The sequence below is a fragment of the Rhodococcus sp. GA1 genome (assembly GCF_024321955.1).
Lineage (GTDB): Bacteria > Actinomycetota > Actinomycetes > Mycobacteriales > Mycobacteriaceae > Rhodococcus > Rhodococcus pyridinivorans.
Genome location: NZ_CP097186.1, coordinates 2224897 through 2246925, shown reverse-complemented (window position 1 = coordinate 2246925; position 22029 = coordinate 2224897). Strand labels below are relative to the sequence as shown.

General features: G+C 65.1%; 21 protein-coding genes, 1 tRNA gene and 2 pseudogenes. 9 read left to right on the top strand and 15 right to left on the bottom strand.

The features are described from left to right. Positions 1 to 72: 72 nt before the first annotated feature. Positions 73 to 2532, top strand: a complete 2460-nt coding sequence (locus M3330_RS10550; RefSeq protein ID WP_255028700.1) for a molybdopterin oxidoreductase family protein — start codon at positions 73 to 75, stop codon at positions 2530 to 2532. Next, positions 2529 to 3017: a hypothetical protein gene (locus M3330_RS10545; RefSeq protein ID WP_064257192.1), complete on the top strand. Its 489-nt coding sequence runs from the start codon at positions 2529 to 2531 to the stop codon at positions 3015 to 3017. The genes M3330_RS10550 and M3330_RS10545 overlap by 4 nt, the downstream gene beginning before the upstream one ends. 12 nt (positions 3018 to 3029) lie before the next feature. On the opposite strand, the gene M3330_RS10540 is transcribed toward M3330_RS10545, so the two are convergent. The 3 genes from M3330_RS10540 to M3330_RS10530 all read right to left on the bottom strand — a co-directional run bounded on the left by M3330_RS10540 (position 3030) and on the right by M3330_RS10530 (position 5426). Next, a complete protein-coding gene (locus tag M3330_RS10540) occupies positions 3030 to 3920 on the bottom strand; it encodes a glycosyltransferase (RefSeq protein WP_016692663.1) in 891 nt (296 codons plus the stop codon). Beyond that, positions 3913 to 4764, bottom strand: a complete 852-nt coding sequence (locus M3330_RS10535; protein WP_085989319.1) for an ABC transporter ATP-binding protein — start codon at positions 4762 to 4764, stop codon at positions 3913 to 3915. Before M3330_RS10535 ends, M3330_RS10540 begins: the two co-directional genes overlap by 8 nt. Before the next feature lie 77 nt (positions 4765 to 4841). After that, a complete protein-coding gene (locus tag M3330_RS10530; RefSeq protein WP_006553480.1) occupies positions 4842 to 5426 on the bottom strand; it encodes a bacterial proteasome activator family protein in 585 nt (194 codons plus the stop codon). Between the two features lie 146 nt (positions 5427 to 5572). On the opposite strand from M3330_RS10530, the gene M3330_RS10525 reads away from it, so the two are divergent. Then, positions 5573 to 6772: a cysteine desulfurase-like protein gene (locus M3330_RS10525; RefSeq protein ID WP_006553481.1), complete on the top strand. Its 1200-nt coding sequence runs from the start codon at positions 5573 to 5575 to the stop codon at positions 6770 to 6772. Here M3330_RS10525 and M3330_RS10520 read toward each other — a convergent pair. After that, positions 6769 to 7755: an NAD(P)H-quinone oxidoreductase gene (locus tag M3330_RS10520; protein ID WP_255028698.1), complete on the bottom strand. Its 987-nt coding sequence runs from the start codon at positions 7753 to 7755 to the stop codon at positions 6769 to 6771. The genes M3330_RS10525 and M3330_RS10520 overlap by 4 nt on opposite strands. 119 nt (positions 7756 to 7874) lie before the next feature. On the opposite strand from M3330_RS10520, the gene M3330_RS10515 reads away from it, so the two are divergent. Together M3330_RS10515 and M3330_RS10510 are read left to right on the top strand one after the other, a co-directional pair. Next, a complete protein-coding gene (locus M3330_RS10515; protein ID WP_006553483.1) occupies positions 7875 to 8345 on the top strand; it encodes a MarR family winged helix-turn-helix transcriptional regulator in 471 nt (156 codons plus the stop codon). A gap of 51 nt (positions 8346 to 8396) precedes the next feature. Next, a tRNA-Ser gene (locus tag M3330_RS10510) sits at positions 8397 to 8481 on the top strand. On the opposite strand, the gene M3330_RS10505 is transcribed toward M3330_RS10510, so the two are convergent. After that, the gene (locus M3330_RS10505) at positions 8463 to 9683 is read right to left on the bottom strand and encodes a tyrosine-type recombinase/integrase (RefSeq protein WP_255028893.1); all 1221 of its coding nucleotides are present in this window, start codon (positions 9681 to 9683) and stop codon (positions 8463 to 8465) included. The genes M3330_RS10510 and M3330_RS10505 overlap by 19 nt on opposite strands. Before the next feature lie 379 nt (positions 9684 to 10062). Between M3330_RS10505 and M3330_RS10500 the strand changes: the two genes are divergently transcribed. Both M3330_RS10500 and M3330_RS10495 read left to right on the top strand, forming a co-directional pair. Next, entirely contained in the window at positions 10063 to 10227 is a 165-nt protein-coding gene (locus M3330_RS10500; protein ID WP_157741768.1) for a hypothetical protein, read from the top strand. A gap of 4 nt (positions 10228 to 10231) precedes the next feature. Next, positions 10232 to 10597 (top strand): hypothetical protein, encoded by a 366-nt coding sequence (locus M3330_RS10495; RefSeq protein ID WP_094979577.1) that lies wholly within the window; start codon positions 10232 to 10234, stop codon positions 10595 to 10597. A gap of 170 nt (positions 10598 to 10767) precedes the next feature. Here the strand turns inward: M3330_RS10495 and M3330_RS10490 are convergent, their stop codons facing one another. The 3 genes and pseudogenes from M3330_RS10490 to M3330_RS10480 all read right to left on the bottom strand — a co-directional run bounded on the left by M3330_RS10490 (position 10768) and on the right by M3330_RS10480 (position 13619). Then, the gene (locus tag M3330_RS10490; RefSeq protein ID WP_204650704.1) at positions 10768 to 11652 is read right to left on the bottom strand and encodes an IS3 family transposase; all 885 of its coding nucleotides are present in this window, start codon (positions 11650 to 11652) and stop codon (positions 10768 to 10770) included. Continuing rightward, entirely contained in the window at positions 11649 to 11942 is a 294-nt protein-coding gene (locus M3330_RS10485; RefSeq protein WP_006898371.1) for a transposase, read from the bottom strand. The genes M3330_RS10490 and M3330_RS10485 overlap by 4 nt, the downstream gene beginning before the upstream one ends. Positions 11943 to 11969: 27 nt before the next feature. Further along, positions 11970 to 13619, bottom strand: a pseudogene (locus tag M3330_RS10480) (IS1634 family transposase). 258 nt (positions 13620 to 13877) lie between these two features. On the opposite strand from M3330_RS10480, the gene M3330_RS10475 reads away from it, so the two are divergent. Next, the gene (locus M3330_RS10475) at positions 13878 to 14162 is read left to right on the top strand and encodes a hypothetical protein (protein ID WP_232512439.1); all 285 of its coding nucleotides are present in this window, start codon (positions 13878 to 13880) and stop codon (positions 14160 to 14162) included. A gap of 444 nt (positions 14163 to 14606) precedes the next feature. Here M3330_RS10475 and M3330_RS10470 read toward each other — a convergent pair whose 3' ends face one another. Further along, complete coding sequence (locus tag M3330_RS10470) at positions 14607 to 15044, bottom strand: hypothetical protein (protein ID WP_157741767.1); 438 nt, start codon at positions 15042 to 15044, stop codon at positions 14607 to 14609. Between the two features lie 7 nt (positions 15045 to 15051). After that, a complete protein-coding gene (locus tag M3330_RS10465; RefSeq protein ID WP_147430350.1) occupies positions 15052 to 15915 on the bottom strand; it encodes a hypothetical protein in 864 nt (287 codons plus the stop codon). 282 nt (positions 15916 to 16197) lie between these two features. Between M3330_RS10465 and M3330_RS10460 the strand changes: the two are divergent. Continuing rightward, a pseudogene (locus M3330_RS10460) lies at positions 16198 to 17567 on the top strand (ISL3 family transposase). 380 nt (positions 17568 to 17947) lie between these two features. Here the strand turns inward: M3330_RS10460 and M3330_RS24480 are convergent. From M3330_RS24480 to M3330_RS10440, 5 genes are all read right to left on the bottom strand, one after another. After that, entirely contained in the window at positions 17948 to 18094 is a 147-nt protein-coding gene (locus M3330_RS24480) for a hypothetical protein (protein ID WP_369683114.1), read from the bottom strand. A gap of 191 nt (positions 18095 to 18285) precedes the next feature. Further along, positions 18286 to 18648: a hypothetical protein gene (locus tag M3330_RS10455; RefSeq protein ID WP_147430347.1), complete on the bottom strand. Its 363-nt coding sequence runs from the start codon at positions 18646 to 18648 to the stop codon at positions 18286 to 18288. A gap of 799 nt (positions 18649 to 19447) precedes the next feature. Then, positions 19448 to 20191, bottom strand: a complete 744-nt coding sequence (locus tag M3330_RS10450) for an MBL fold metallo-hydrolase (RefSeq protein WP_006553497.1) — start codon at positions 20189 to 20191, stop codon at positions 19448 to 19450. A 31-nt stretch (positions 20192 to 20222) separates the two neighbouring features. Next, positions 20223 to 20621, bottom strand: coding sequence for a flavodoxin domain-containing protein (locus tag M3330_RS10445; RefSeq protein ID WP_255028691.1), 399 nt, complete (start codon positions 20619 to 20621; stop codon positions 20223 to 20225). Positions 20622 to 20702: 81 nt separating this feature from the next. Then, positions 20703 to 21965, bottom strand: coding sequence for a GAF domain-containing protein (locus tag M3330_RS10440; RefSeq protein WP_019290322.1), 1263 nt, complete (start codon positions 21963 to 21965; stop codon positions 20703 to 20705). Between the last annotated feature and the right edge of the window lie 64 nt (positions 21966 to 22029).

The following is a 22029-nucleotide window of genomic DNA, read 5'->3' as shown; positions in this document are numbered from 1 at the left end:
ATTGTTGCGCCGGAATCGACAGGCGATGCAGGCAAGTGTTTGTTCCTGCTCGCCCCGGGTACCGCCGGGAGCATGACCACCGTGGATCGCATCGCGGATCCGTGGGGTTCGCGCACACCCTACGGACCCGGGCAACGCTGGCCCACCCGCGTCGACACCTATCTCGCCGACGGACTGACCGAGGACGATGTCGACAGATGGGTGCAGTCGGCGACCATCCTGCATTCCAACGGCGACGGCCTCGACATCGCCGTCAAGGACGGACGCATGGTGGGGGTGCGCGGACGCGCCGTCGACCGGGTCAACCACGGGCGGCTCGACCCCAAGGATCTGTTCGGCTGGCAGGCGAACCACTCGGAGGACCGGCTCACCGTGCCGTTGATCCGCCGCGACGGCAAACTCGTCGAGACCGACTGGGACACCGCGATGGATGCCGTTGCCGGTCGCACGAAACAACTGCTCGACGAGCGCGGCCCCAGTTCGGTCGGCTTCTACACCACCGGGCAGCTGTTCCTGGAGGAGTACTACACCCTCGCGCTCATCGGTCACGGTGGCATCGGCACCAACCACATGGACGGCAACACGAGGCTGTGCACAGCGACGGCGGCTGCCGCCCTCAAACAGTCCTTCGGGTGCGACGGCCAGCCCGGCTCCTACACCGACATCGATCATGCCGACGTCATCGCGCTCTACGGACACAACATGGCCGAGACGCAGACGGTGACATGGACGCGGGTCCTCGATCGGCTCGCCGGACCGAATCCGCCGGCCGTGATCTGTGTGGATCCGCGGCGGACGCCGGTCGCGCGGGCCGCGACGGTGCACCTCGCCCCGCGCCCGGGCACCAACGTCGTCCTCATGAACGGGCTGTTGCACGAGATCCTGCGACGCGGGTGGATCGATGAGAAATACATCGAGGACCACACCGTCGGATTCGACGAACTGCGCACCCAACTCGACGACTATCCCCTCGAGAAGGCCGCCGAGATTTGCGACGTCCCCATCGAGGATCTGCGGGAGGCCGCTCGACTGCTCGGCACGGCGGAGCGGCTGCTCTCGCCGGTCCTGCAGGGCTTCTACCAGTCCCATCAGGCCACCGCGGCTGCCGTGCAGGTGAACAACATCCATCTCGTGCGCGGCATGCTCGGTAGGCCCGGTTGCGGAGTCCTCCAGATGAATGGGCAGCCCACCGCGCAGAACACCCGCGAATGCGGCGCCGACGGCGACCTGCCGGCCTTCCGCAACTGGGCCAACGAATCGCACGTCGAGGACCTCGCCCGGGTGTGGAACATCGATCCGATGCGGATCCCGCACTACACCGCGCCCACCCACCTCATGCAGATGATGCGGTACGTCGAGGACGGCTCGATCCGCTTCCTCTACGTGAGCGGGACGAACCCGGCGGTGTCCCTGCCGGAACTGCGCCGGGTGCGTGAGATCCTCTCCCAGGACAGGCTTTTCCTCGTTGTGCAGGACATCTTCCTGTCGGAGACCGCGCAGCTGGCCGACGTCGTCCTGCCCGCTGCGACCTGGGGTGAGAAGACCGGGACGTTCACCAACACCGACCGGACCGTGCACCTGTCGGAGAAGGCCGTCGAACCACCCGGACAGGCCAGACCCGATCTCGACATCTTCGTCGACTACGCGCGCCGGATCGATCTGCGTGACAAGGACGGAGACCCGCTCGTGAAGTGGTCCACGCCCGAGGAGGCATTCGAGGCGTGGAAGGAGTGCACGGCCGGGCGGCCCTGTGACTACACGGGCATCACCTACGAAAAACTACGTGGCGGAAGCGGAATCCAGTGGCCGTGCAACGCCGACGCACCCGACGGGACCGAACGTCTCTACGAGGGCGGAAAGTTCTGGGCCGCACCGGACTACTGCGAGAACTACGGACGGGACATGGTCACCGGAGCGCCGGTCGAACCCACCGAGTACCGGGCGCTGAACCCCTTCGGCAAGGCGATCATCAAGGCGGGTGAGTATCTTCCCCCGCACGAGACGGTCTCCGACGAGTATCCCTATCTACTCACCACCGGCCGCACGCTCTACCACTTCCACACCCGCACGAAGACCGGCCGCGCCCCGCAACTGCAACGCGCGGCACCGGAGGTGTGGGTGGAGATGTCGGCGGGCGACGCCGAGCGGCACGGCTGGTCGGAGGGCGACCTGCTGCGGATCGACACCCCGCGCGGGCACGTCACCGCGCGGTTGCGGATCAGCGGGATCCGGAACGGGGTGCTGTTCCTGCCGTTCCACTACGGCTACTGGGACACCCCGGCGGGCCACGAACCGGCGCTCGAGGGGCGCGCGGCCAACGAACTGACCTTCACCGACTGGGACCCGGCGTCGAAGCAACCCCTGTTCAAGTCGGGCGCCGCGCGCGTCGAACGGGTCGCCGTCGCCGAGGGCGGGCCGTCCGCGGCACCGACCACCACCGCCTCGGCACCGGTCTCCGGCAGCGTGCCCGCCACCTCGGGTGGGCCGGACGCCGAGATCGCCGAGACGCTCGACGACGGAGGACCGCGATGAACAAGGTCTCCCTGGCGATCCGCGAACTGCACCGCTCGGAGAACGACCTGGCGACCGAACTGCTGCGCACGGCGGACCGGCACAAGGTCGACCACGAGATCTTCCACGTTGCGCGTGACATCGCCGGCTGGTCGCAGCAGCATGTGCGCGAACTCGCCCGCGCCGGCCACGACTACGACCTCGACCTCGACGACGAGCCTCAGGGCGTCCACGAGGTGCTCGCTGAGGTGCGGCGGAAGGGAAGCGAGATGCTCGGACGCCGACACACCCCGAGTGTCCTGCTGCTGCGGGACCTGCGCACCGTGCACCGCATGGCGGCGGGTGTCTCACTCGACTGGGAGATCCTCGCCCAGACGGCGCAGGCCCTGAGCGACCGCGAACTGCTCGCCCTCTCCGAACGCTGCCATCCGCAGACCCTGCGCCAACTGCGCTGGGCGAACGCGAAACTCAAGGAGATCGCAGCGCAGACGGTCATCACCGACTGAGCGACGGCACCGTCAGGGGCGTTCGAATCTCTCCTCGCGCCCGAGTCTGCGCAACCGGATCCACTCGCGCAGACCGGCCGGGTCGCGGCGCGTGATCAGGAAGTACCAGCCGAACCGCACCCATTCCTGGGGCAGCAACCGGCGCAGTCCCGGCTGCGACAGCAGGTAGCCGCGGTTGCGGTAGGTGAAGAAGCGCTTGGTGTCGTTGTCCGGATACTGCGTGTGCATCCGGCCGCCGAGAATCGGCTTGAACTCGTCGGCACCGTCCGGGTGCAGATAGGCCGTCTGCAGGCAGGTGCCGAACGGCAGTCCCGAGCGGACGAGACGCCGGTGCACCTCGACCTCATCGCCACGGACGAACAGGCGCAGGTCGGGCACACCCACCGCGTCGATCGCCGCGGCGGTGAAGAGCGCACCGTTGAACAGCGAGGCGATGCCGGGCAACAGGTCCTCGTCGCCGAGTTCGTGCCGCCACCGCCGCCACACCACACCGCGACGCAGCGGGAAGGCGAGGCGGTCGGGTTGCGCGATGTCGCACACGACCGGCGACACCTCGGCCAGGCCGTTGCGTTGCGCGCAGTCGAGCAGCGTCGCGAGCACGTCCGGTCCCTCTGGGCGGCCGTCGTCGTCGGCGAGCCACACCCGGTCGGCTCCCAGCGACAGCGCGTACAGGATGCCGAGGGCGAAGCCGCCTGCTCCACCGAGATTGTGCTTCGAGCCGAGATAACTCGTGGGCAGGTCCACCGCGTCGACGAGCTCACGCACCGCGTCCTCGTCGCCGTTGTCGACCACCACGAGATGGTCGAGCGGACGGGACTGCGAGGCAAGAACTTTCAGCGAATCCGCCAGCAGTTCGCGTCGGCGGTGTGTGACGACGACGCCGATGATCCGTTCGTCAGCCACCGTTCGAACCCGTCGAGGCCGCGGCGTCGGGGGCGGACTTCGCGATCCGCTCACGCTCGAGCTCGTGGAGGATCGTGCGCACGTGATCGCCGGCCTCGTCGCCCTCGTAGGCGCGCACCACGTGCTCGATGTCGCCCTGCTCGCGGATCTGGCCGTGGTCGATCCACATCGCCTGGTCGCACAGTTGGGCGAGGAACTCGTTCGAATGGCTGGCGAACACGAGGATGCCCGAGCGCGCGACGAGATCCTGCAGACGCACCCGCGCCTTCTTCATGAACTCCGCGTCGACCGCGCCGATGCCCTCGTCGAGCAGCAGGATCTCGGGATCGATGCTGGTTACCACGCCGAGCGCGACACGCACCCGCATACCGGTCGAGTAGGTGCGCAGCGGCATGTTGAGGTAGTCGCCGAGCTCGGTGAAGTCCGCGATCTCGTCGACCTTGGCCAGCATCTGCTTGCGGCTCATCCCGAGGAACATGCCGCGGATGATGATGTTCTCGTAGCCGGAGATCTCCGGGTCCATGCCGACGCCGAGGTCGAACACCGGCGCGACGCGACCCTTCACCCGAGCGTGGCCGCGCGTGGGCTCGTAGATCCCGGAGAGCAGACGCAGCAGCGTGGACTTGCCGGCACCGTTGTGGCCGACGAGCCCGACGCGGTCGCCTTCCTTCAACGACATCGTGATGTCGCGCAGAGCCTCGACGACCACGACATCGGAGTCGTTGCGGCCGATCGCCCCGCCCGCCTTACCCAGGAAGGCCTTCTTCAAGGACCGGGTCTTGGCGTCGAAGATGGGAAAGTCGACGCACGCGCCGCGCGTTTCGATGCTGACCCGACTCACGATGCTGCTCCAGACGCTGACACGGGACCCGAGCGTACCCGTCGCGCCGATACCCGAGTCCCGGGGCGTACCCGGTGGGACTACAGGTACTGGCCGGTTCCGGGGTGGGTCTGACCGGGAAACGATTGATCGTTCTGGCCGCGACCGCCCTGCGCGACGCCGGGAGGAAGCGCTCCCTGACGCATCTGCTCGAGCTGGGCACGAGCCGCCATCTGCTGAGCGAACAGCGCTGTCTGGATGCCGTGGAACAGACCTTCGAGCCAACCGACGAGCTGAGCCTGCGCGATGCGCAGCTCGGCGTCGGAGGGCACCGCGTCCTCACCGAAGGGCAGCGCGAGCCGCTCGAGTTCCTCCCGCAGATCGGGGGCGAGGCCCTGACCGAGTTCGCGGATGGACGACAGGTGGATGTCCTTGAGCCGGGTGCGGCTGGCGTCGTCGAGCGGCGCGGCCTTCACCTCTTCGAGGAGCTGTTTGATCATGGTGCCGATCCGCATGACCTTCGCCGGCTGCTCGACCATGTCGGCCAGGGATTCGCCGCCGTTCTCGGTCTTCTCCTCCTCCGGCCGGCCGTCGGCCTCCACGCGGGCCGCCTCCTCGCGGGAGACACGGATGGGCCGGCCGTCGGGGCCGATCACGAGAACCTGGTCGTTGTCCGGATGCGTCATGGCTCCATTCTCCCTTTCCCACCTCGGGGGTGCCCGGTTACCCGAGGGACCCGGAGTGCCGGGTACCCCGATCGAGCCTACCGAGAGGGCAACGCCGAGTGCAGGTACGGCGCGTCCCATTGACATCGGGACCTAGAGTGTCTGCCATGGCTTACGACGTTGCCCGGATCCGGGGGTTGATCCCCTCGCTCGGGGACGGGTGGATCCATCTCGATCCACGGGCCGGTATGCAGATCCCCGATGTGGTGTCGCGCACCGTGTCCACTGCCTTCCGCAACTCGGCCGCGTCGTCGACCGGACGGCACCTGTCGTCACGTCGCAGCGCCGCGATCCTCCAGGAGGCGCGCGTCGCGGTCGCGGAACTCGTGGGTGCCGATCCGGACGGGGTCGTCCTGGGCCCGAGCCACGCGGTGTTGCTCGCCTGGCTCGCCGAAGCACTCAGTTCCCGCCTCGGGCTCGGCACCGGCATGGTGCTCTCACGGCTCGACGACGAGGCGAACATCGCTCCCTGGTTGCGGGTCGCGAGCCGCTACGGCGCGCAGGTGCGCTGGGCCGAGGTCGAGATCGAGACGTGCGAGCTGCCCACCTGGCAGTACGAGGAACTCGTCACGCCCACCACCCGGCTCGTCGCGCTCACCGCGGCGTCGTCGATCGTCGGCACCGCGCCCGACGTGCGGGTCGTCGCGGATCTCGTCCACGAGGTCGGTGGGCTCATGGTCGTCGACGCCGCGGGCGCTGCCCCCTACGCCCACGTCGACATCGACGATCTCGGCGCCGACGTCATCACCGTCGACATCGCCTCGTGGGGCGGCCCGCAGATCGGTGCGCTCGTCTTCTCCGACCCCGCGCATCTCGAACGGGTTCCGGCCATGTCGCTGAACCCGCACGCGCGCGGCGCCGAACGCCTCGAGGTGGGCGGTCACCAGTTCGGTCTGCTCGCCGGTATCCCCGCGTCCATCGACTTCATGGCCTCACTGGACGACGACGCCACCGGCTCGCGCCGCGAGCGTCTCGACATCTCGATCAGCTCGATGCAGAACTACCAGGACGTGCTGTTCGACCGTCTGATGCGACAGCTCGACAGTCTCACCGGCGTGATCGTGCTCGGCCGCGCGTCGAGCCGCGTCCCCACCCTCAGCTTCACCGTCGACGGGGTCCCGGCCGAGAAGGTCGCCGCGCATCTTGCCGACCGCCGCATCGCGACGGTGGCGAGCACCCGCGGATCGAGCCGGCTCCTCGACTCCCTCGGCGTCAGCGACGAAGGGGGAGCGGTGAGCATCGGCCTCGCCCCCTACACCACGAGCTTCGAGGTCGATCAGCTCGTCCGTGAGCTCCGCAACCTCTAGTTCCGTTCGATCCGCAGCACGACCTTCCCGACGGTCTCGGGGCTGTCGAGCAGTTCGTGCGCCTGTGCCGCCTCGGTGATCGGCAGCTCGGCGTGCACGACGGGATGGACCTTCGCCTCCTCGATGAGCGGCCACAGATCGGCGCGCACGGAGTCGATGATCGCGCTCTTGCCCGACGGCCCCGAGTCCGGACGGCCGCGCAGACCGGTCGCGATGACGTGACCGCGCTTGGCGAGCAACTTGCCGAGGTGCAGTTCACCCTTCGTGCCACCCTGCATGCCGATGACGACGAGCCGTCCGTCCGGAGCGAGGACGTCGATGTTCCGGGACAGGTACTTCGCACCCATGTTGTCGAGCACCACGTCGGCGCCACCGAAGGCAGTGCGCACCTCGGAGACGAAGTCCTGTTCGCGGTAGTCGATCGCCAGGTCGGCGCCGAGTTCGCGGCAGCGGTCGAGTTTGCCGGCCGAGGCCGTCACCGTCACCTTCGCTCCGAGCGCCTTGCCCACCTGGATGGCATGTGTGCCGATGCCTCCGCCGCCACCGTGGACGAGCAGGACGTCGCCGCGCTTCAGGCCGGCGGTCATCACGACGTTCGACCACACCGTGCACGCGATCTCGGGAAGCGACGCGGCGACCGCGATGTCCATGCCCTTCGGGACGGGCAGCAGCTGGGAGGCAGGGACCGCGACCTTCTCGGCGTAACCGCCACCGGTGAGGAGGGCACAGACCTTGTCGCCGATGTTCCAGCCCGTCACACCCTCGCCGAGTTCGGAGATCACTCCGGAGCATTCGAGGCCCAGGATGTCGCTCGCCCCCGGGGGCGGCGGGTAGAGGCCGCGCCGTTGCAGCAGGTCGGCGCGGTTGACCGCGGTCGCCGCGACATCGAGAAGTACGTGCCCGGGAGGCAGGTCCGGGTCGGGCTGCTCGGTCCACCGGAGAACTTCTGGACCACCGGGTTCGGTGGCGACGATTGCATACATGTGTTCGACGCTATCGCGTGCGGGGCAGTGAGGAGACGATCACGCCGCTCGCCGCGCGCTCACCTGCTCGAAGCTACCGTGCGGTAACCGGATCGGGCCGTCGGCATTACACTCCCGGCGTGACCAGCGAACGAGACGAACCCAAGTGGCTGACCGCAAAGGAGCAGGAGGCCTGGCGTCTCTACATGGACGGCAACAACCGTCTCATGAGCGCCCTCAGTCGGTCTCTCAACGACCGACACGACCTGTCGCTGGCGGAATATCGGATCCTGGTCATGCTCTCCGAAGCCCCCGAGGGCGCCCTGCGCATGAGCGATCTCGCCGACGGCGTGCTCTCCTCACGCAGCCGGCTCACCCATCAGATCCGGCGGATGGAGCAGGAGAAGATGGTCGTGCGCAGCTCGTGCCCCGACGACGGTCGCGGTGTGCTCGCCACCATCACCGACGAAGGCAGGCGGCGTCTGGCGGAGGCCGCCCCCACCCACGTCGACGACGTGCGCAACTACCTCATCGACCTGCTGTCGGCCGACGAGCTCGACATGCTGGCGCGGGTCTTCGCGCGCGTCGAGCACACTCTGGCCGACCGCTGAGGTCGCGAATCAGTTATGCCCTGCTTGCGCGGAGCGGTTAGGATCTGCCACGGAAGCGTGGCAGAGCGGCCGAATGCACTCGCCTTGAAAGCGAGCTTGGGTAACACCAACGGGGGTTCAAATCCCTCCGCTTCCGCCGAAGCTCCTCACTTGTTCACGCAGGTGAGGAGCTTTTTTGTGTCCGAGGGGCGTGCTCGTCAGTGCCTGGTGGGCACATTTGGGCACACCGGCTGTCGAGTAGGCGTGATCGAGCACGACCGCAACGGCGTCCAGATCTTCGTCGAACAGGTCGCTGTACGTGTCGAGTGTCATCGCCGCCGACGCGTGCCCAAGCATCCGCTGTAGCGCCTTCACATTCACTCCGGCCGCGACAGCCAGAGATGCCGCTGTGTGCCGTAGATCGTGCGGAGTCACGCGTTCGATTCCCGCGCGCTTCACTGCCAGCTCGAACCATCCGCTATGGCTGACCGGTCGACGCATGTGCTTTCCGTCACGGCCCGGGAAGACGAGATCGTCGCGGCCGCGTCCCTCGCACTGCTTCGCCAGCTCGTCGAGGACGAAGGCCGGCACCGGCACGGATCGGACCTTGTCACCCTTCGTGGTGCCGACGACGTGCTTCGTTCTGACCTGGACCGCGTTCTCGTGCACCGTGAGACGCCGCCGCAGGAAGTCGATGTCCCGTACCCGTAGCCCGATCGCCTCACCCCACCGAAGTCCGCAGTAGGCGAGCACCAGGACAAGCGCACCGTTTCGGCCGGCCTCGTGTGCCAGCGACGCCACGTCGTCGGCCGTGAGGTACTTGTGTCGACGCTTCGACTTCCGTGGCAGGTTCTCGACTCCGCGGGCCGGGTTCTTCACGATCCGCCCGTTCTTCACCGCGTCGTCCAGAATGCCCGCGAGGATCCCGTACGCACGGATCACCACGGTGGCCCCGGATCCCTTCGCGACGATCTCTCCGTCTTCGTCGAGATCGTCGCGCCCCATGTCGGCGATCCACCGCTCGACCGTGCCGAGCTTGATGTCAGCGATCCGTGTGGACGACCACCGCGGTTCGACATGCGTACGCCACGATGAATCGATTGCGTTGTACGTCGAGGCTTTCGTGTCGACCTTCTTGCGCGCCAGCCACTCCGGTGCCAGCTCGCCGACCGTGATGCGGCCGAGGGACGGCGGCACGTACTCGCCGCGCATCTTCTCGACCTCCACGGTGGCCGCGAATCGCTCGGCGTCCCGCTTCGTCCTGAAGCCACGTTTCTTCGACTGGACGCGGTCGGGCGTACGGAAGCGGACCATGTACCGCTTGCCGGCCGCGGTGTCGTACGACTCAATCGTCGCCATTGCGACGCCCCTCGAGTGCGATTCGCATTTCGTCCTTGAGTTGCCGTGCGACCCGGCCACGTTTCTGTGCGTTTGCGCCTTCACCGGCTCGTGCATCGCGTTCCTCCGCGAACGGCCGGCCCCACAACTCAAGAGCGAGCGCCTTGAATCGCCTGCCCGAGATCCCGAGAGATTGCGCTGCTCGCTGTTCGGTCTCACCGCCTGCTTGCTTCACCGCCATGGCGTGCCACATATCGCTGAGGCTGTCACTCCGAAAATCCGCGGGTTCACCACGCAAAGCGTCGGCAAGGACCGAGCCGTCCAGCATGACGCGGTCGTTCACCTGAACAGAGCTCGCAGCACTGCGAGCAGAAAGGGACGCAACCCGCGACTCGACGCCATGGTCAGCCGCCTCGAGTCCACCAACAACCGCATGCAGCAACTCGTCGACAACCCGCCGATGCAGTACAAGAGCGAGTTCCACGGCTACGACCTCAACGAAGCATTCCGCCGCGACCGCGTCGAACGAGGACTCGCAGCCCAGACCTACCTCAAGAGGGGATAACGCCATGCCACGAGCAACCGCACGAGTATGCGCACAACCCGGATGCCCGCAGATCGTCCGAGACAACAATCGCTGCCCACAACACCAGCGAGAACGAGACGCATACCAACGAGCAACCGTCCCCACCAAGGCCACCTACACCTACGCCGAGCAGAAACGGCGCAAGGCCACCGTCGACGCCTGGCGCGAAGAGCACGGCGACTGGTGCCCCGGCTACGAGGTGCCGGCCCACCCCAGTGACCGACTGACCGCCGACCACCTCACCCCAGTCGGTCTCGGCGGCGCCCAAGACGGGCCCCTCGGAGTCCTCTGCATCTCCTGCAACGCCCGCAAAGGCAGCCGCGTACAACGCGGCACCGACACCCGCTGACCCCCAGGGGGAGACCCCCAACCAGGGGCACACCCCGACCTTGGATGAGGACGGTCGGTGGTGCGTGTACCGAAAAACTCGAACGACTGTCCAGGAAGGAGGCCTCCGTCCCGACTTAGGACATTTTTAGTACCCCGCGTGGAGTGTTCCCGCTAAAGTGGCCACTGCAATTAAGCGGCGAGTTCGTATATGTCTCTGAATCCTAGTTCAAACTCGGCTGGTGTCAAATAGCCCAGTGTGGAATGTCGTCGGGCCCTATTGTAGTACTCCTCAATCCAGGTGAATGTGCTCTTTTTGAGTGCTTTTAGAGTGGGCCACGGGCGCGTGTGAATGAGTTCCTTCTTGTAGCTCGCGAAGAATGATTCTGCGACCGCGTTGTCGAAACAAATGCCAGTGCGCCCCAATGATCGTCGGATATTGTTTTTCGTGCAGTACTTATCGAAGTCGGTGGACGTGTATTGAGTTCCGCGATCGCTGTGGAATATGACTTTTCCGGGTGGTCGACGACGAGCGATGGCCATGTCCAGTGCGTCGGTGACCAGCTCGGTTCGCATGTGGTCGGCCACGGCCCATCCGACGACCATCCGGGAGTGCAGATCGATGACGGTGGCCAGGTACGCCCAGCCGTTCCAGGTCCGTACGTAAGTAATATCGCCGCACCATTTGGTGTTCGCCTCGGCCGCCGTGAAGTCGCGGCCGATGAGGTCAGGTGCCCCAACGGGGCTGTCTCCGGCGACGGTGGTGCGTTTCCACGCCTTCGGGTGGCGGCCTTCCAGACCTGCGACCTTCATGAGCCGCCACACCCGCTTGTGCGAGACCCGGTGGCCGCCGGCGGCGAGTTCCGCACGCATGCGCCGAACGCCGGGACGGCCGTTGAGGTGCTCGTAGTGGTACTCGATCAGCGCTGTTAACTCGTCGTCTCGGAGGTCTCGAGCTGAGCGCGACTTGCCGCGCCACTTGTAGTAGCCAGAAGTCGATACGCCGAGTTGAGCACACATGAACGTGACCGGATATGAATCGGATTCAGCCCAGTCCGCGATAGCCGCGAATTTCACCGCGGGTCTTTCGCGAACCAGGTCGCTACTTTTTTTGCGAACTCCACCTCCATCCGGGCGTGCTTCACTTCTTCGCGAAGGCGCTCGAGTTCCGCCCGCTCGTCCTCATTCAACGGGCGGTCAGACTCACCGTTTCCCTCGTCTCGAGTCTTCTTCACCCATTTCCCCAACGTCATCTCGTGAACGCCGATACTGCGTGCAACTTCGGCGATCGCACGGCCATCATCGATGACCAAACTTACCGCGTTGGCCTTGTACTCGGCAGTGAAGCTCCGACGAGTAGATCCCATAATCCGCTCCCTCTATCTTGGGGGAACTCACCGCTCATCTCCGGGTGTCCACCAGAGCGGGAACGGTCCAGCGAAGCCGAGATCCGCAAGAATTTTCTGCTGAGCGGCTGGGACGTGCGGCGGGAACGACTCGGTGGCCCCGTTGATGACGATCGTGGAGGTCCGCAGGGGCCGTAGCTGCTTGACGACATTGCCGATCGCCAGGCCGGTGCGGTCCTGGACTTCACGGGCGACGGCCAGCGCGGCGAACACGATGGTCAGGTGTGCCTCGATCGCATCGCGGGTGCGATGGAACATCGGTCGAGCTCGCAGATCGGTTTTCGACATCCGGAACGACTGCTCCACATGCCACAGATCATGATACTTCGCGATACTGTCACGTGAATCCATCACAGTGACAGGCAGATTCGAAACATACCCCTTCAAACCGATGAGGGAACGGGCCCGTTCGATACTCGCAGTGTCCAGGCGCCGGCCCTTCGTGGTGACGGTGACGAACCGGGTCGCTTTCGCGGGCTTGGTGCCGTCGATGACAGCGCGGGCACGAGCTTCCTGCAGGTTGAGGGTCTGCGCATCGCGCACCGCACGTTTGCGTGAGTACTGCCAGACTGCTCGCCATGCGTTCGGATGTGTCGCCGGGTCCCACACAGGCTCGGCCCTGGTGCGCACGTTGTTGACGGTGCTGCGTCCGTGACGTGGGGTAATGGTGTCGATGGTCTGCCCGTCGGTCAACAGGTCGCCGTGCCAGTGAAAATGCGAGGCGAGATCGCCGGGTGCTTTGGTGACACGGGAGCCGACGATGAACTTCACGCCGGCGGCATCGAGATCGGTCAGGTTCGATGCCGACAGCATGCCCGCATCGGCGGCGACGACCATCGCGGTGTCGTCCAGGCCGTGCCGTTGCTGGAACTGGCGCACGATCGGAACGATGGTGGTGGTCTCGGCGGTGTTGCCTTCGAAACAGCCGATTTCCAATGGGAATCCGGTGCGATCGACGAGCAGGCCGACCACGATCTGGGGATCGACGCGACGCTCCTTCGAGTACCCGACTTTGCGCAGGTCGTCTTCCTTCTCCGCTTCGAAGTACAGGGTCGTCACGTCGTACAAAATCAGGGACAAGTCCCCGCTGGTGGCGGCACGAGCGAAGCATCGCGTCGCGACGATGTTGCGGTAGTCGTGAGTGACCTCCGCTGCGAGGTGCCGTTGGATTGTTTTGTACGAGACTGTATCTGCACCGAGATCGTCGAGGACTCGTGCGGAGTCGGCTTTCGAGGTGGGTTCGACGATCCGGGCGATGACCAGATCTCAGAACACGGTGTCGCCCACCTCGTCGAACCCGAGTCGGTCGTAGACGGCGCCGAGCACGTCGTAGAGCAACCGCGAACTCGTGCCCAGTGTGCGTCCGGCCGGCGCCACCGTCGCGGCGGCAGTCCGCTCGGGTTCGGACCGCCAGTCGGCGACCTCGTCGACCCAGGCGATGCGGGTGGAGACCTCGAAGTCGAGTACGCCCTGCTCGCCGTCGACGATGCGGCGGGCTCGGGCGAGCAGCACACCCAGCTCGGCATCGGTGTGCGCCGACCCGACGTGTTCGATGATCTCGACCCGGCCACGGTTTTTGCGGGCGACCTGAACTGCGACCGCTCCCGACGCGGTCCGCACCTTCCGCACGTATGTCACCGCCGGGACGCTACCTGATTAGTACCCCGATCCACCCGACAGGAACGGCGAACATGCAGGTCACGGGGCCGAGCATCTATCTACCCGTCGGTAATGTCCTAACTCGGGTGGATGAGGACGGTCGGTGGTGCGTGTACCGAAAAACTCGAACGACTGTCCAGGAAGGAGGCCTCCGTGCCACCCCAGAAGAACCACCTGACTCCGAACTCGCGGGCGCATCGCCGGCCGTCGTCCTCGTCTCAACGTGCGGCTTTAGTCGTGTTGCCGCCGGAGGGCTGCGAGCTTCCGGTGCCGAAGATCCCGCGGGGCCGGCAGTGGTCGACGATCGAAAAAGCCCGCTGGAAGGAGCTGTGGCAGTCCCCGCAGGCCACGCAATGGGACGAAACCGCGGCCGGAACGGTGGCGTTGCTGGTCACCTACGAGTCGAAATTGCTCGCCGACGAGGGCGCGGCGTGGATCGCGCAGGAGGCTCGGCACGCCGCCGACGCGCTCGGACTGACCCCGCGGTCGATGGCGGCTCTTGGTTGGGTGGTGGGTTCGTGAGCGTTCGCCGGCGGGCCCGCAAGGCGGCGTCCAATCCGGAAAGCTCTGCCGCAATCGTCCCGTCAGGACTGCCGACTGAGTTTCAGAATCCGGACGACCCTCGCTGGTGTGACGACCATGGGGATCTCGCACCGTTCCGGGAGTGGTACAGCTCGTTGCCGGTCGATATCGAAGTTGCCGTGTGCCGTCTGGGGAGGTGGAAGCGACTGATCGCGGCCGCAGATCGGTTCGCGGTCGAACGAGGCTGGGTTCTTGCGACGAGAAACTCAGAAGTGCCGCTTGTCGACCGAGGTCGTCTAGTTGCTGAAGGGGTGCCACTGATGCAGTGGCGAAAAGAGCGGCTGCGCCTGGTTGGATCTTCGATGTGGTCCGCAACTACGGCGTCCGTTCACAAATCTAATAGCGAGGTCGCTCCGTTCTGAGCGCTTTGTGTGAGCCGGCAGTTCATGCCTCATTCCGGAGAGGGCGTACTGGGAGGCCAAGGAACTTCGCAGCTGCCCGAAGCTTCTCATCGCCGATCTTCTTGGCCCGAGTAGTGGTCATGGAATCTTCTTTGGTTGGGCTGTGCCTGTAGAGAGTGGACTGTTCGCGATGAGGGTCGAGTGAAAAACGCTTAGTTGCGTCGCGCCCTTTTTCGGTAGATGTGCCACTTCTGAAGATCTCTTCTCCAGCTAGGTCAGCTTCTGCGCGATTGAGGAGTTCCTCTGCGGTCTTGTTTCGCCGTGAGTGGATGATGTTGATGACACGTCGTTCGTTCAGTGTCAAGATTGCTACGGCTTCACCGTCCTCTACTCCGACCCATGCGTATTTCCATAAGAGTTGGGGATCTGCAGGATCCGGCGTTGGAATATCGTCGTAGTGAGCTGTCACGATTTCGAACATTTTTCCTCTACTTCGCGAAGCGAATCAACGGACTCCGGGTACTCGGTTTTCCCATTGGGCAAGGATTGGGCGCCAATCCTGCTTCTCGAACTGCTTTATGCATCGGCTGCCAAATCTCAGGATCGAGTTCCGAAAGGTCTGTAGGTATGTCTCCAGTCAAGTCACTTGACGCGTAGGCTTGAACGGTATTCCGGACATTGGGATCACTTACAACTACTTCTCTACTAAAGGCTTCTGGTCGTACAGTCAAGAGCCCTTCTTCAACAAGAAAGCTAATCGCGAATAGCATGTCCTCGACACGACTGCAGACGCGTGCAAGCACGGTACATGCGGCTCTGAAACGTTCATCGACTCCAGCCGAGTTCATCGCTTCGTTGAGTTGATCAGCATGGATCGTGTCACTGTACAACCATCGGTACATCATCGCGGTGTCGGTTGCGGAGCCCGCTGCGTTGATTACGAGATATGCCTGAGCATCGTCAGTACGTTTTGCGACACTGTCCCACCAGGACCGCCACCAGTCGATGGGCTCTAGCGACTCATTCCATTTCTCTGGCGGTACGAGCTCGGCAAGCGCTGAGAGAACCTTCTCATAGTAGATGGGCTCTCCGCTTTCAATCACTGGACGCACGCGAGCCGTAAGGGACTCGATGGACTCTTCGGGCGGAAAATCCGCCTTCAATTCATACGTTGCTTCGCCAGACTTGAGATGCTCGGTCACCATGACTGTCCATTTTCCGGATGCAATGTTGCCCATCAGCTCGCGCTTTTCAACGAGCAGAGAGTGAGAGACGATCCGGCGGGCACGAAGAATGAAGCCTTCGACAACTTCGGTCGCACTCCAAGGCTTTCGAGAGGGACGTTTAGCCAACTTGCACTTCCTGTTGCAACACAATGGGCTGGTTGTACCTGCTCGCACTGATCACAGTGCATGAGGCAATACTGAACACTGTCACTTTAAAAGTGCCGTAGACGTCAGCCGACCTTCAGTGGTGCTTCGAGCCGGCCGCCGAGTGAATCTTGCAGTGGTAAGCATTCCTCCCGCGACCCGCAGTTCACGGTCCAGCGGTTTCCAGGCTCTTCGCACTTGGTAGGGGCTGGTGCCGATCGACCCCGTTGCCGTGTCGGTGATTGAAAAAGGGCCCGCGCCCTTGTGAGCTGGGGTGTTCTCAGGCATCCAGGACAGCAAGGAACGCGGGCATGCACCACGGTAGTTCATTGCTGCTCGATCTCGACGGCGTCATCGTCGAGTCGGTGCAGCGCACGGTCGAGGGCAGCCGGATCGTGCAGATCGCGACGGCACCCGAATGGGTCGGGGTCTGTCCGCAGTGCGGGCAGAAGTCCACGCGTTCGAAGGGTTGGGTCACCACCAGACCGCGGGATGTGCAGGTCGGACCCGACCGTCCACTGTTGGTGTGGCGGAAACGGAAATGGTTGTGCACCAATATCTCCTGTGGCCGTAAGGTGTTCACCGAGTCGACGCCGGGGGTGCCGTCCCGGGCGCGGGTCACGCCCCGAGCGAAGGCGCTGCTGGTCGAGGCGGTCCTCGACGGGGACCGGTCGGTCGCCGCGGTCGCGGGCGACTACGGGTGCGCCTGGCACACCGTCCACGGCTACCTCGTCGTGGTCGCCGACGCCGCCCTGGCCGGCGAGCCTGAGCCGGTGATGGTGCTCGGGATCGATGAAACCCGACGCGGGAAGGCGAAATGGGAAACCGATCCGGACACCGGTGTGCGGTCGTGGGTGGATCGGTGGGACACCGGACTGGTCGATTTGACCGGCGATCAAGGGTTGCTGGCGCAGGTCAACGGACGCACCTCGGCGGTGGTGATCGACTGGTTCGACGCCCGCGACGAGACGTGGAAGGCGCAGATCACCCATGTCGCGATCGATATGTCGTCGGTGTATGCGAAGGCGGTGCGCGAGGCATTGCCGCACGCGCAGCTGGTGGTGGACCGGTTCCACCTGGTCAAGAAGGCCAACGAGATGGTCGATACCGTCCGGCGCAGGGTCACCCAGGCCGAGCGGGGTCGGCGCGGCCGCAAGAGCGATGTCGAATGGATCAATCGACGACGGTTGTTGCGGGCCGCGGAGCGCCTAACCGATGAGCAACGATCGGCCCTGTTCGAGAAGCTGACCTCCGCCGACCCGCACGGGGACATCGCTGCGGCATGGATCGCGAAGGAACTGCTGCGCGATGTGTTGCGCTGCACCGATCGTGGTGGCCTTCGCCATGAGATCCGGGACAGACTGTATCGGTTCTACACGTTCTGCGCGGCGTGCCGTGTCCCGGAGATCGGCAAGCTGGCGACGACCGTCTCGGCGTGGCAGGAACCGATGATCCTGGCGATCACCACCGGCCTGTCGAATGCGCGCAGTGAAGGCTACAACCGCATCGTCAAGCACGTCGGCCGCATCGCGTTCGGGTTCCGTACCCCGGAGAACCAACGCCGCCGGGTACGGTGGGCCTGCACTCGTCGATCACGTCGGGTCGCACCCAGCCGGCGCCAGTACCACTGCTAACTGCGAAGAGCCGGTTTCCAACGATGATTCCGTATTCGATCCCGGCATCTTCGAAGAGTTGGTTGACCGACAGTGCTTCTTCCGCAAGGTCCTGTGTCGTGTAAACGGACAGGACCAGCTCGTGTTCATCGATCCAGCAGCTGCCCGAGCTGGTGGCGAACTTCGAGCCCTGTCGCTTCTCGTACCGGCATTCGTGTCCGCGGTCGGCGAGGTCTGTGGAGATCTCTTCAGCGCTCGTGTACTCCTGCATTCCCGACAAAGGTTCGGGGCCGGCCGGTTCGCTGGCGTCGCTGCATGCGACGAGCAGGACGGCAAGGGCCGGCAAGGCAAGGGCTGCGCGGATGCTCATGTCGGAAACATCCCATAGAGTCCGTTTTCTGTTACAACGGACGAAACTCCCGGCGCGGAGTCAGCTGCGGGGTTCGCTTCTTTAGCGGCTGCGGTTCGCCGCGAATCCAACGGTCCAGTGCTTCGGTGGTTGTCCGCCACGGGTTAGTGGGCTTGCCGTTGATCTGGTAGCCCTCCAAGTCGCCGGCGCGGAGTGCGTCATAGATGGTGTGCGGGTTGACACGCGCATACTCGGCGGCTTACTTCGTGGTCAGCCATGGGGTGTCTGTGATTTTGTCCATGCTCCACGACCGTAGCGCGGCCACGGCGCACATCGCCACGCACAAGTAGAGGGTCTACCCAACTTGGACAGGCCCTCTATCTCCGTAGGTCAGCAGTCGACCAGCTCAGCAGGACGAACCGTCGAAGCAAAGTGGTCTTCTGAGAGGTCGGCGATTTCATCCCATTCTGGGGTGTGACCGCCGGTGGCATGAATCGCCGTCCGTGCAGCGGCAACAGCATCCTCAAGTGCGTGGGCCTGGGAGTCTGCCTCTACAACCATTGAGATGGAAAGCGTGCCAGTCGATAGGTCGAATCCGAGATCGACATCCTCGGGACCTTCCACGCCCTCAAACGCGTCGAGAAGCGGGTCGATGATCCGTTCCTCGACATCGTCGAGAGACTTAAATGGGGGAGCCGGATGTACGCCCAGCGCGAGCTCTACAAAGTACTGCCGACTCGTCACTGATAGCATCCTGTCCTCCTCAACTGCCCCTCAAGGTTCCGCTTATAGCTACTTGTGGATGGGGAGATGTGAATCGTCTTCATGTGTTGTCCACACCCGCATTTAGCCTTGTAGTACTTCTTGTCTTTGTAGACGAACCACCCCTGGCTCTCCAGCGCCGACAGTACTTCCTCAAGCTCCTTCTTAGGGTGCTTTGGCCGGTTCCCCATCTGAAGGAACGTAGCAGAGTGTCCCTCCAGACTCCCATGAGTAGGAGTCTTTTTCCAGAGAGCGTCCGGTGGTGTCCACCACCTTGCCCCCGTTCGAGACACCCAGCATCCCGAAGTGCAGCATGCTCGAGCATTCCCAAAGCGCGAAGGAGTACGCGACCTTCATCCTTGGTCATGTCTAGCTGGACGCAGTGCATCAGGGAGCGGTCCCGGACGTGGGCACATTTTGGGCACACATGTCGTCGATTCGGTGTGACTCGGTGTGATCTTATGAGTAGTAAAAGCGCAGGCAGTCGCATTTTCGGGTCTCTGGCCTGGGGGTCAGGGAGAGTTCAAATCCCTCCGCTTCCGCCACGGAAGAGGTTCCGGCACCCGTCAGGGAGTCGGAGCCTCTTCTCGTTTCTACCGCCGGGTGGCGACCATCTTCTCCTCGAGGATCCAGGTGCGCCCCTCGTCCCCAGCTTCCGTCGAACCGTGAGAAAGCCTCGAGCTTCGGGTCGGCGACGCCGGTCAGAAGAGTGGCACCGAGAGCATTCATGCGGCCGGTGTGCCCGCGCCGTGCGGGCATGTCCCCGGTTCCCGTGGACCGATCACATCTGTCAGCTCGGTCCGGCGGCCACCGCTCGTTCCACGGCCGCGGCCGCACCGTCGTGCCAGGGCTCACCGTGGCCGACGAGGACGTGCTTCGCGCCGGTGCCGGCGATGGCCGCCAGCGAGGCGAGGGCCGTCCTGCTGTCGGCGGTCGCCGCACCCGAGACGATCTGCGGACCGTGCCTGCCCGTGTACGGATCGAGGGTGACGATGGCGTCGCCGACGATCACGGTGTCGCGGTCCGGGAGATGCAGCGCACAGTGCCCGTAGGTGTGGCCGGGTGTGTGCAGGGGGACGGGGCGGCCCGGCAGGTCGAGCGGTTGGGAGTCCTGGAAGAGCGTCACGTCGTGGACCCCGCGCACCCACAGCGCACCGGCCACGGTCATCCGGGCGAGAACGGGGATGCAGGCGGGATATCGAACGGGATAGAGCAGCCGGTTGCGTTCGTGCTGGTAGCGATAGGGGTGGGCGGCGAGGAACTTCTCGTCGCGATGCGCCCATACCGGAACCCGCCACCGTTCACGCAGCCGCTTCGCCGACCCGACGTGATCGAAGTGGGCGTGCGTGAGGACGACTCCCTGCACGTCGTCGATCCGGCGACCGATGCGTGAGATCGCCTCTTCGATGCGACCAGCGGTCGCGGGTAGTCCCGTGTCGACGACGGTCACTCCGGCGTCGTCCTCGATCAGGTAGACGTTGACGTCGGCGTGCGCGAGGCGATGCACGCCCGGTGCGACATCCGTGTGGAGCATGGTGGCCCTTCGCTCGGGTGAACGTGCGGGTTCAGCTGTGTCCGTCGATCTCGTCGGCGATGAAGGCGGCCCACGACCGCACCTCGTCCTCGCCTGCGGACGGACTGAACGACCGGTAGTCGAGCGCGGCGAGTTCGGACACCAGATCCGTTGTGTCCTCGGTGCTTTCGTCGCCCACCGCGAACAACCACACGAGCTGCTGACTCAGCCCGGAGGCCCGCGACGACAACAGTTCGACGGTGTCGGGCGAGTACTCGCCGGCGTCGACCTCGCCTCCGAAGACGACGCCCTCGAACTCTTCCGGCCGCTCGAGATCGGAGGTGTCACCGACGGTGACGTCGATGTCCCGCTCTCCCAGCGCGTCGGCGACGAGCCGGGCGATCTTCTGTGCCGGACCTTCGGGGCTGTCCGTGACGACGAGAACGGTCATTGTGTCTCCAGCATGTTCGGCGACTTGGGTTCACTGGTGCGTTCCCGGTCCCCGAGGGGCGGAAACATGCCCCCGGCCGTGTCAGCGGTAGACGCCGAGTGCCCGCACCCCCGGCGCCCCCGACCGGCGGACGAACTCGGAGTCGGCGAGGCGTTCGTCCGCACCGAGATCCAGCGACAGGTCGACGGTGGTGGCGAGCCGGTAGGGCTTGCTCTCGATCACGTCCCCGATCGCGCGTCGCAGTCGCGACACCTCGGCGCGGACCGACACGGCATGGTCGTCGTCCCCGTAGAGGGCCCGGCTGAGCGCTGCGACCGTCATGCCGTCCGGGCCGCGCTCGTGCAGCAACAGCAGGATCTCGGCCTGGCGTGCGGTGACGATGCTGTGCCACGAGTCGTCGTCCCCGAAGACCTCCACTGTGGGCGACGACGACACGTGCAGCACCATCCGCATGCGCGACGACGAGGCCGCGCCGCGGATCAGCCAGCCGTGCGAAAGCCGCTCGGGCACACACAGTCCCATACCGGGAACTGTCAGTGGGCGTGCGTGCCGCGGAACCGCGACCCGCTCGGCGGCGATACCGGAGGCGTGCGCGACCCAACCGTCCTCGTCGACGAGCAGCACCGGTCCCCGCGTCGACGACAGCAACGGAGCAGCCTCGGTGCGCAGCCGTTCGAGTCGCACCTCGTGCCGTCGCCACAGTTGTGCTTCGGCGAGCCGGACGGCGGTGTCGACGAGGGCGATGATGGCCGGGTGCAGGGTCAGCGCGGGACCGCTGACGTCGACGATGCCCAGCAGGTCGCCGCGGATCGGATCGTGGATCGGCGCAGCGGTGCAGTACCAGGGATGCTGGGTCGTCTCGAAGTGTTCACCCGAGAACAACTGCACGGGCGCGGCCTCCGCGAGCGCCGTGCCGATGGCGTTCGTGCCGACGGTCGACTCGGTCCACACAGTTCCCTCCTGGAAACCGAGGGCGTCGGCGCGTGACCGGATCGGTGCCGAACCGCTGCGCCAGAGGATCACGCCGTCGGCGTCGGTCACCACCAGCAGCAGATGCGAGGCGTCGGCGACGGGTGTGATGACCTGCTCGAGATCGCCGATCACCGCGGAGAGGGCGGACGCGCGGCGACGTCGCTCGATCTCCGCGACGGGCAGCCGGCTGCGTTCGTTGGTGCCGGTGGGATCGAGGCCCGCGTCGAGCACGCGCTGCCACGAACGGGACACGAGCGGACGGGGTCGCATGGGTGACCGGGCGCCGCCGATGACCGCGTCGTGCATCCGCGTCAACTCGCGCGCGTAGCGCGACAGGTCGGTGCCGGGCGCGATCGCGCTGAACGTGGTCACGGTCTCCTCTTCGTCGTCGTCCTCGGAGCATAGGTGGCAAATGTGTGCTGCGCCACAAGTGGGG

What these genes read in the sequence shown, in the direction of transcription:
- M3330_RS10550 (WP_255028700.1), top strand. Translation starts at nt 73, where the DNA reads ATGACCACCGTGGATCGCATCGCGGATCCGTGGGGTTCGCGCACACCC.
- M3330_RS10545 (WP_064257192.1), top strand. Translation starts at nt 2,529, where the DNA reads ATGAACAAGGTCTCCCTGGCGATCCGCGAACTGCACCGCTCGGAGAAC.
- M3330_RS10530 (WP_006553480.1), bottom strand. Translation starts at nt 5,426, where the DNA reads ATGACGCATCCGGACAACGACCAGGTTCTCGTGATCGGCCCCGACGGC.
- M3330_RS10525 (WP_006553481.1), top strand. Translation starts at nt 5,573, where the DNA reads ATGGCTTACGACGTTGCCCGGATCCGGGGGTTGATCCCCTCGCTCGGG.
- M3330_RS10520 (WP_255028698.1), bottom strand. Translation starts at nt 7,755, where the DNA reads ATGTATGCAATCGTCGCCACCGAACCCGGTGGTCCAGAAGTTCTCCGG.
- M3330_RS10505 (WP_255028893.1), bottom strand. Translation starts at nt 9,683, where the DNA reads ATGGCGACGATTGAGTCGTACGACACCGCGGCCGGCAAGCGGTACATG.
- M3330_RS10500 (WP_157741768.1), top strand. Translation starts at nt 10,063, where the DNA reads ATGGTCAGCCGCCTCGAGTCCACCAACAACCGCATGCAGCAACTCGTC.
- M3330_RS10495 (WP_094979577.1), top strand. Translation starts at nt 10,232, where the DNA reads ATGCCACGAGCAACCGCACGAGTATGCGCACAACCCGGATGCCCGCAG.
- M3330_RS10485 (WP_006898371.1), bottom strand. Translation starts at nt 11,942, where the DNA reads ATGGGATCTACTCGTCGGAGCTTCACTGCCGAGTACAAGGCCAACGCG.
- M3330_RS10470 (WP_157741767.1), bottom strand. Translation starts at nt 15,044, where the DNA reads ATGTTCGAAATCGTGACAGCTCACTACGACGATATTCCAACGCCGGAT.
- M3330_RS10455 (WP_147430347.1), bottom strand. Translation starts at nt 18,648, where the DNA reads ATGCTATCAGTGACGAGTCGGCAGTACTTTGTAGAGCTCGCGCTGGGC.
- M3330_RS10450 (WP_006553497.1), bottom strand. Translation starts at nt 20,191, where the DNA reads ATGCTCCACACGGATGTCGCACCGGGCGTGCATCGCCTCGCGCACGCC.
- M3330_RS10445 (WP_255028691.1), bottom strand. Translation starts at nt 20,621, where the DNA reads ATGACCGTTCTCGTCGTCACGGACAGCCCCGAAGGTCCGGCACAGAAG.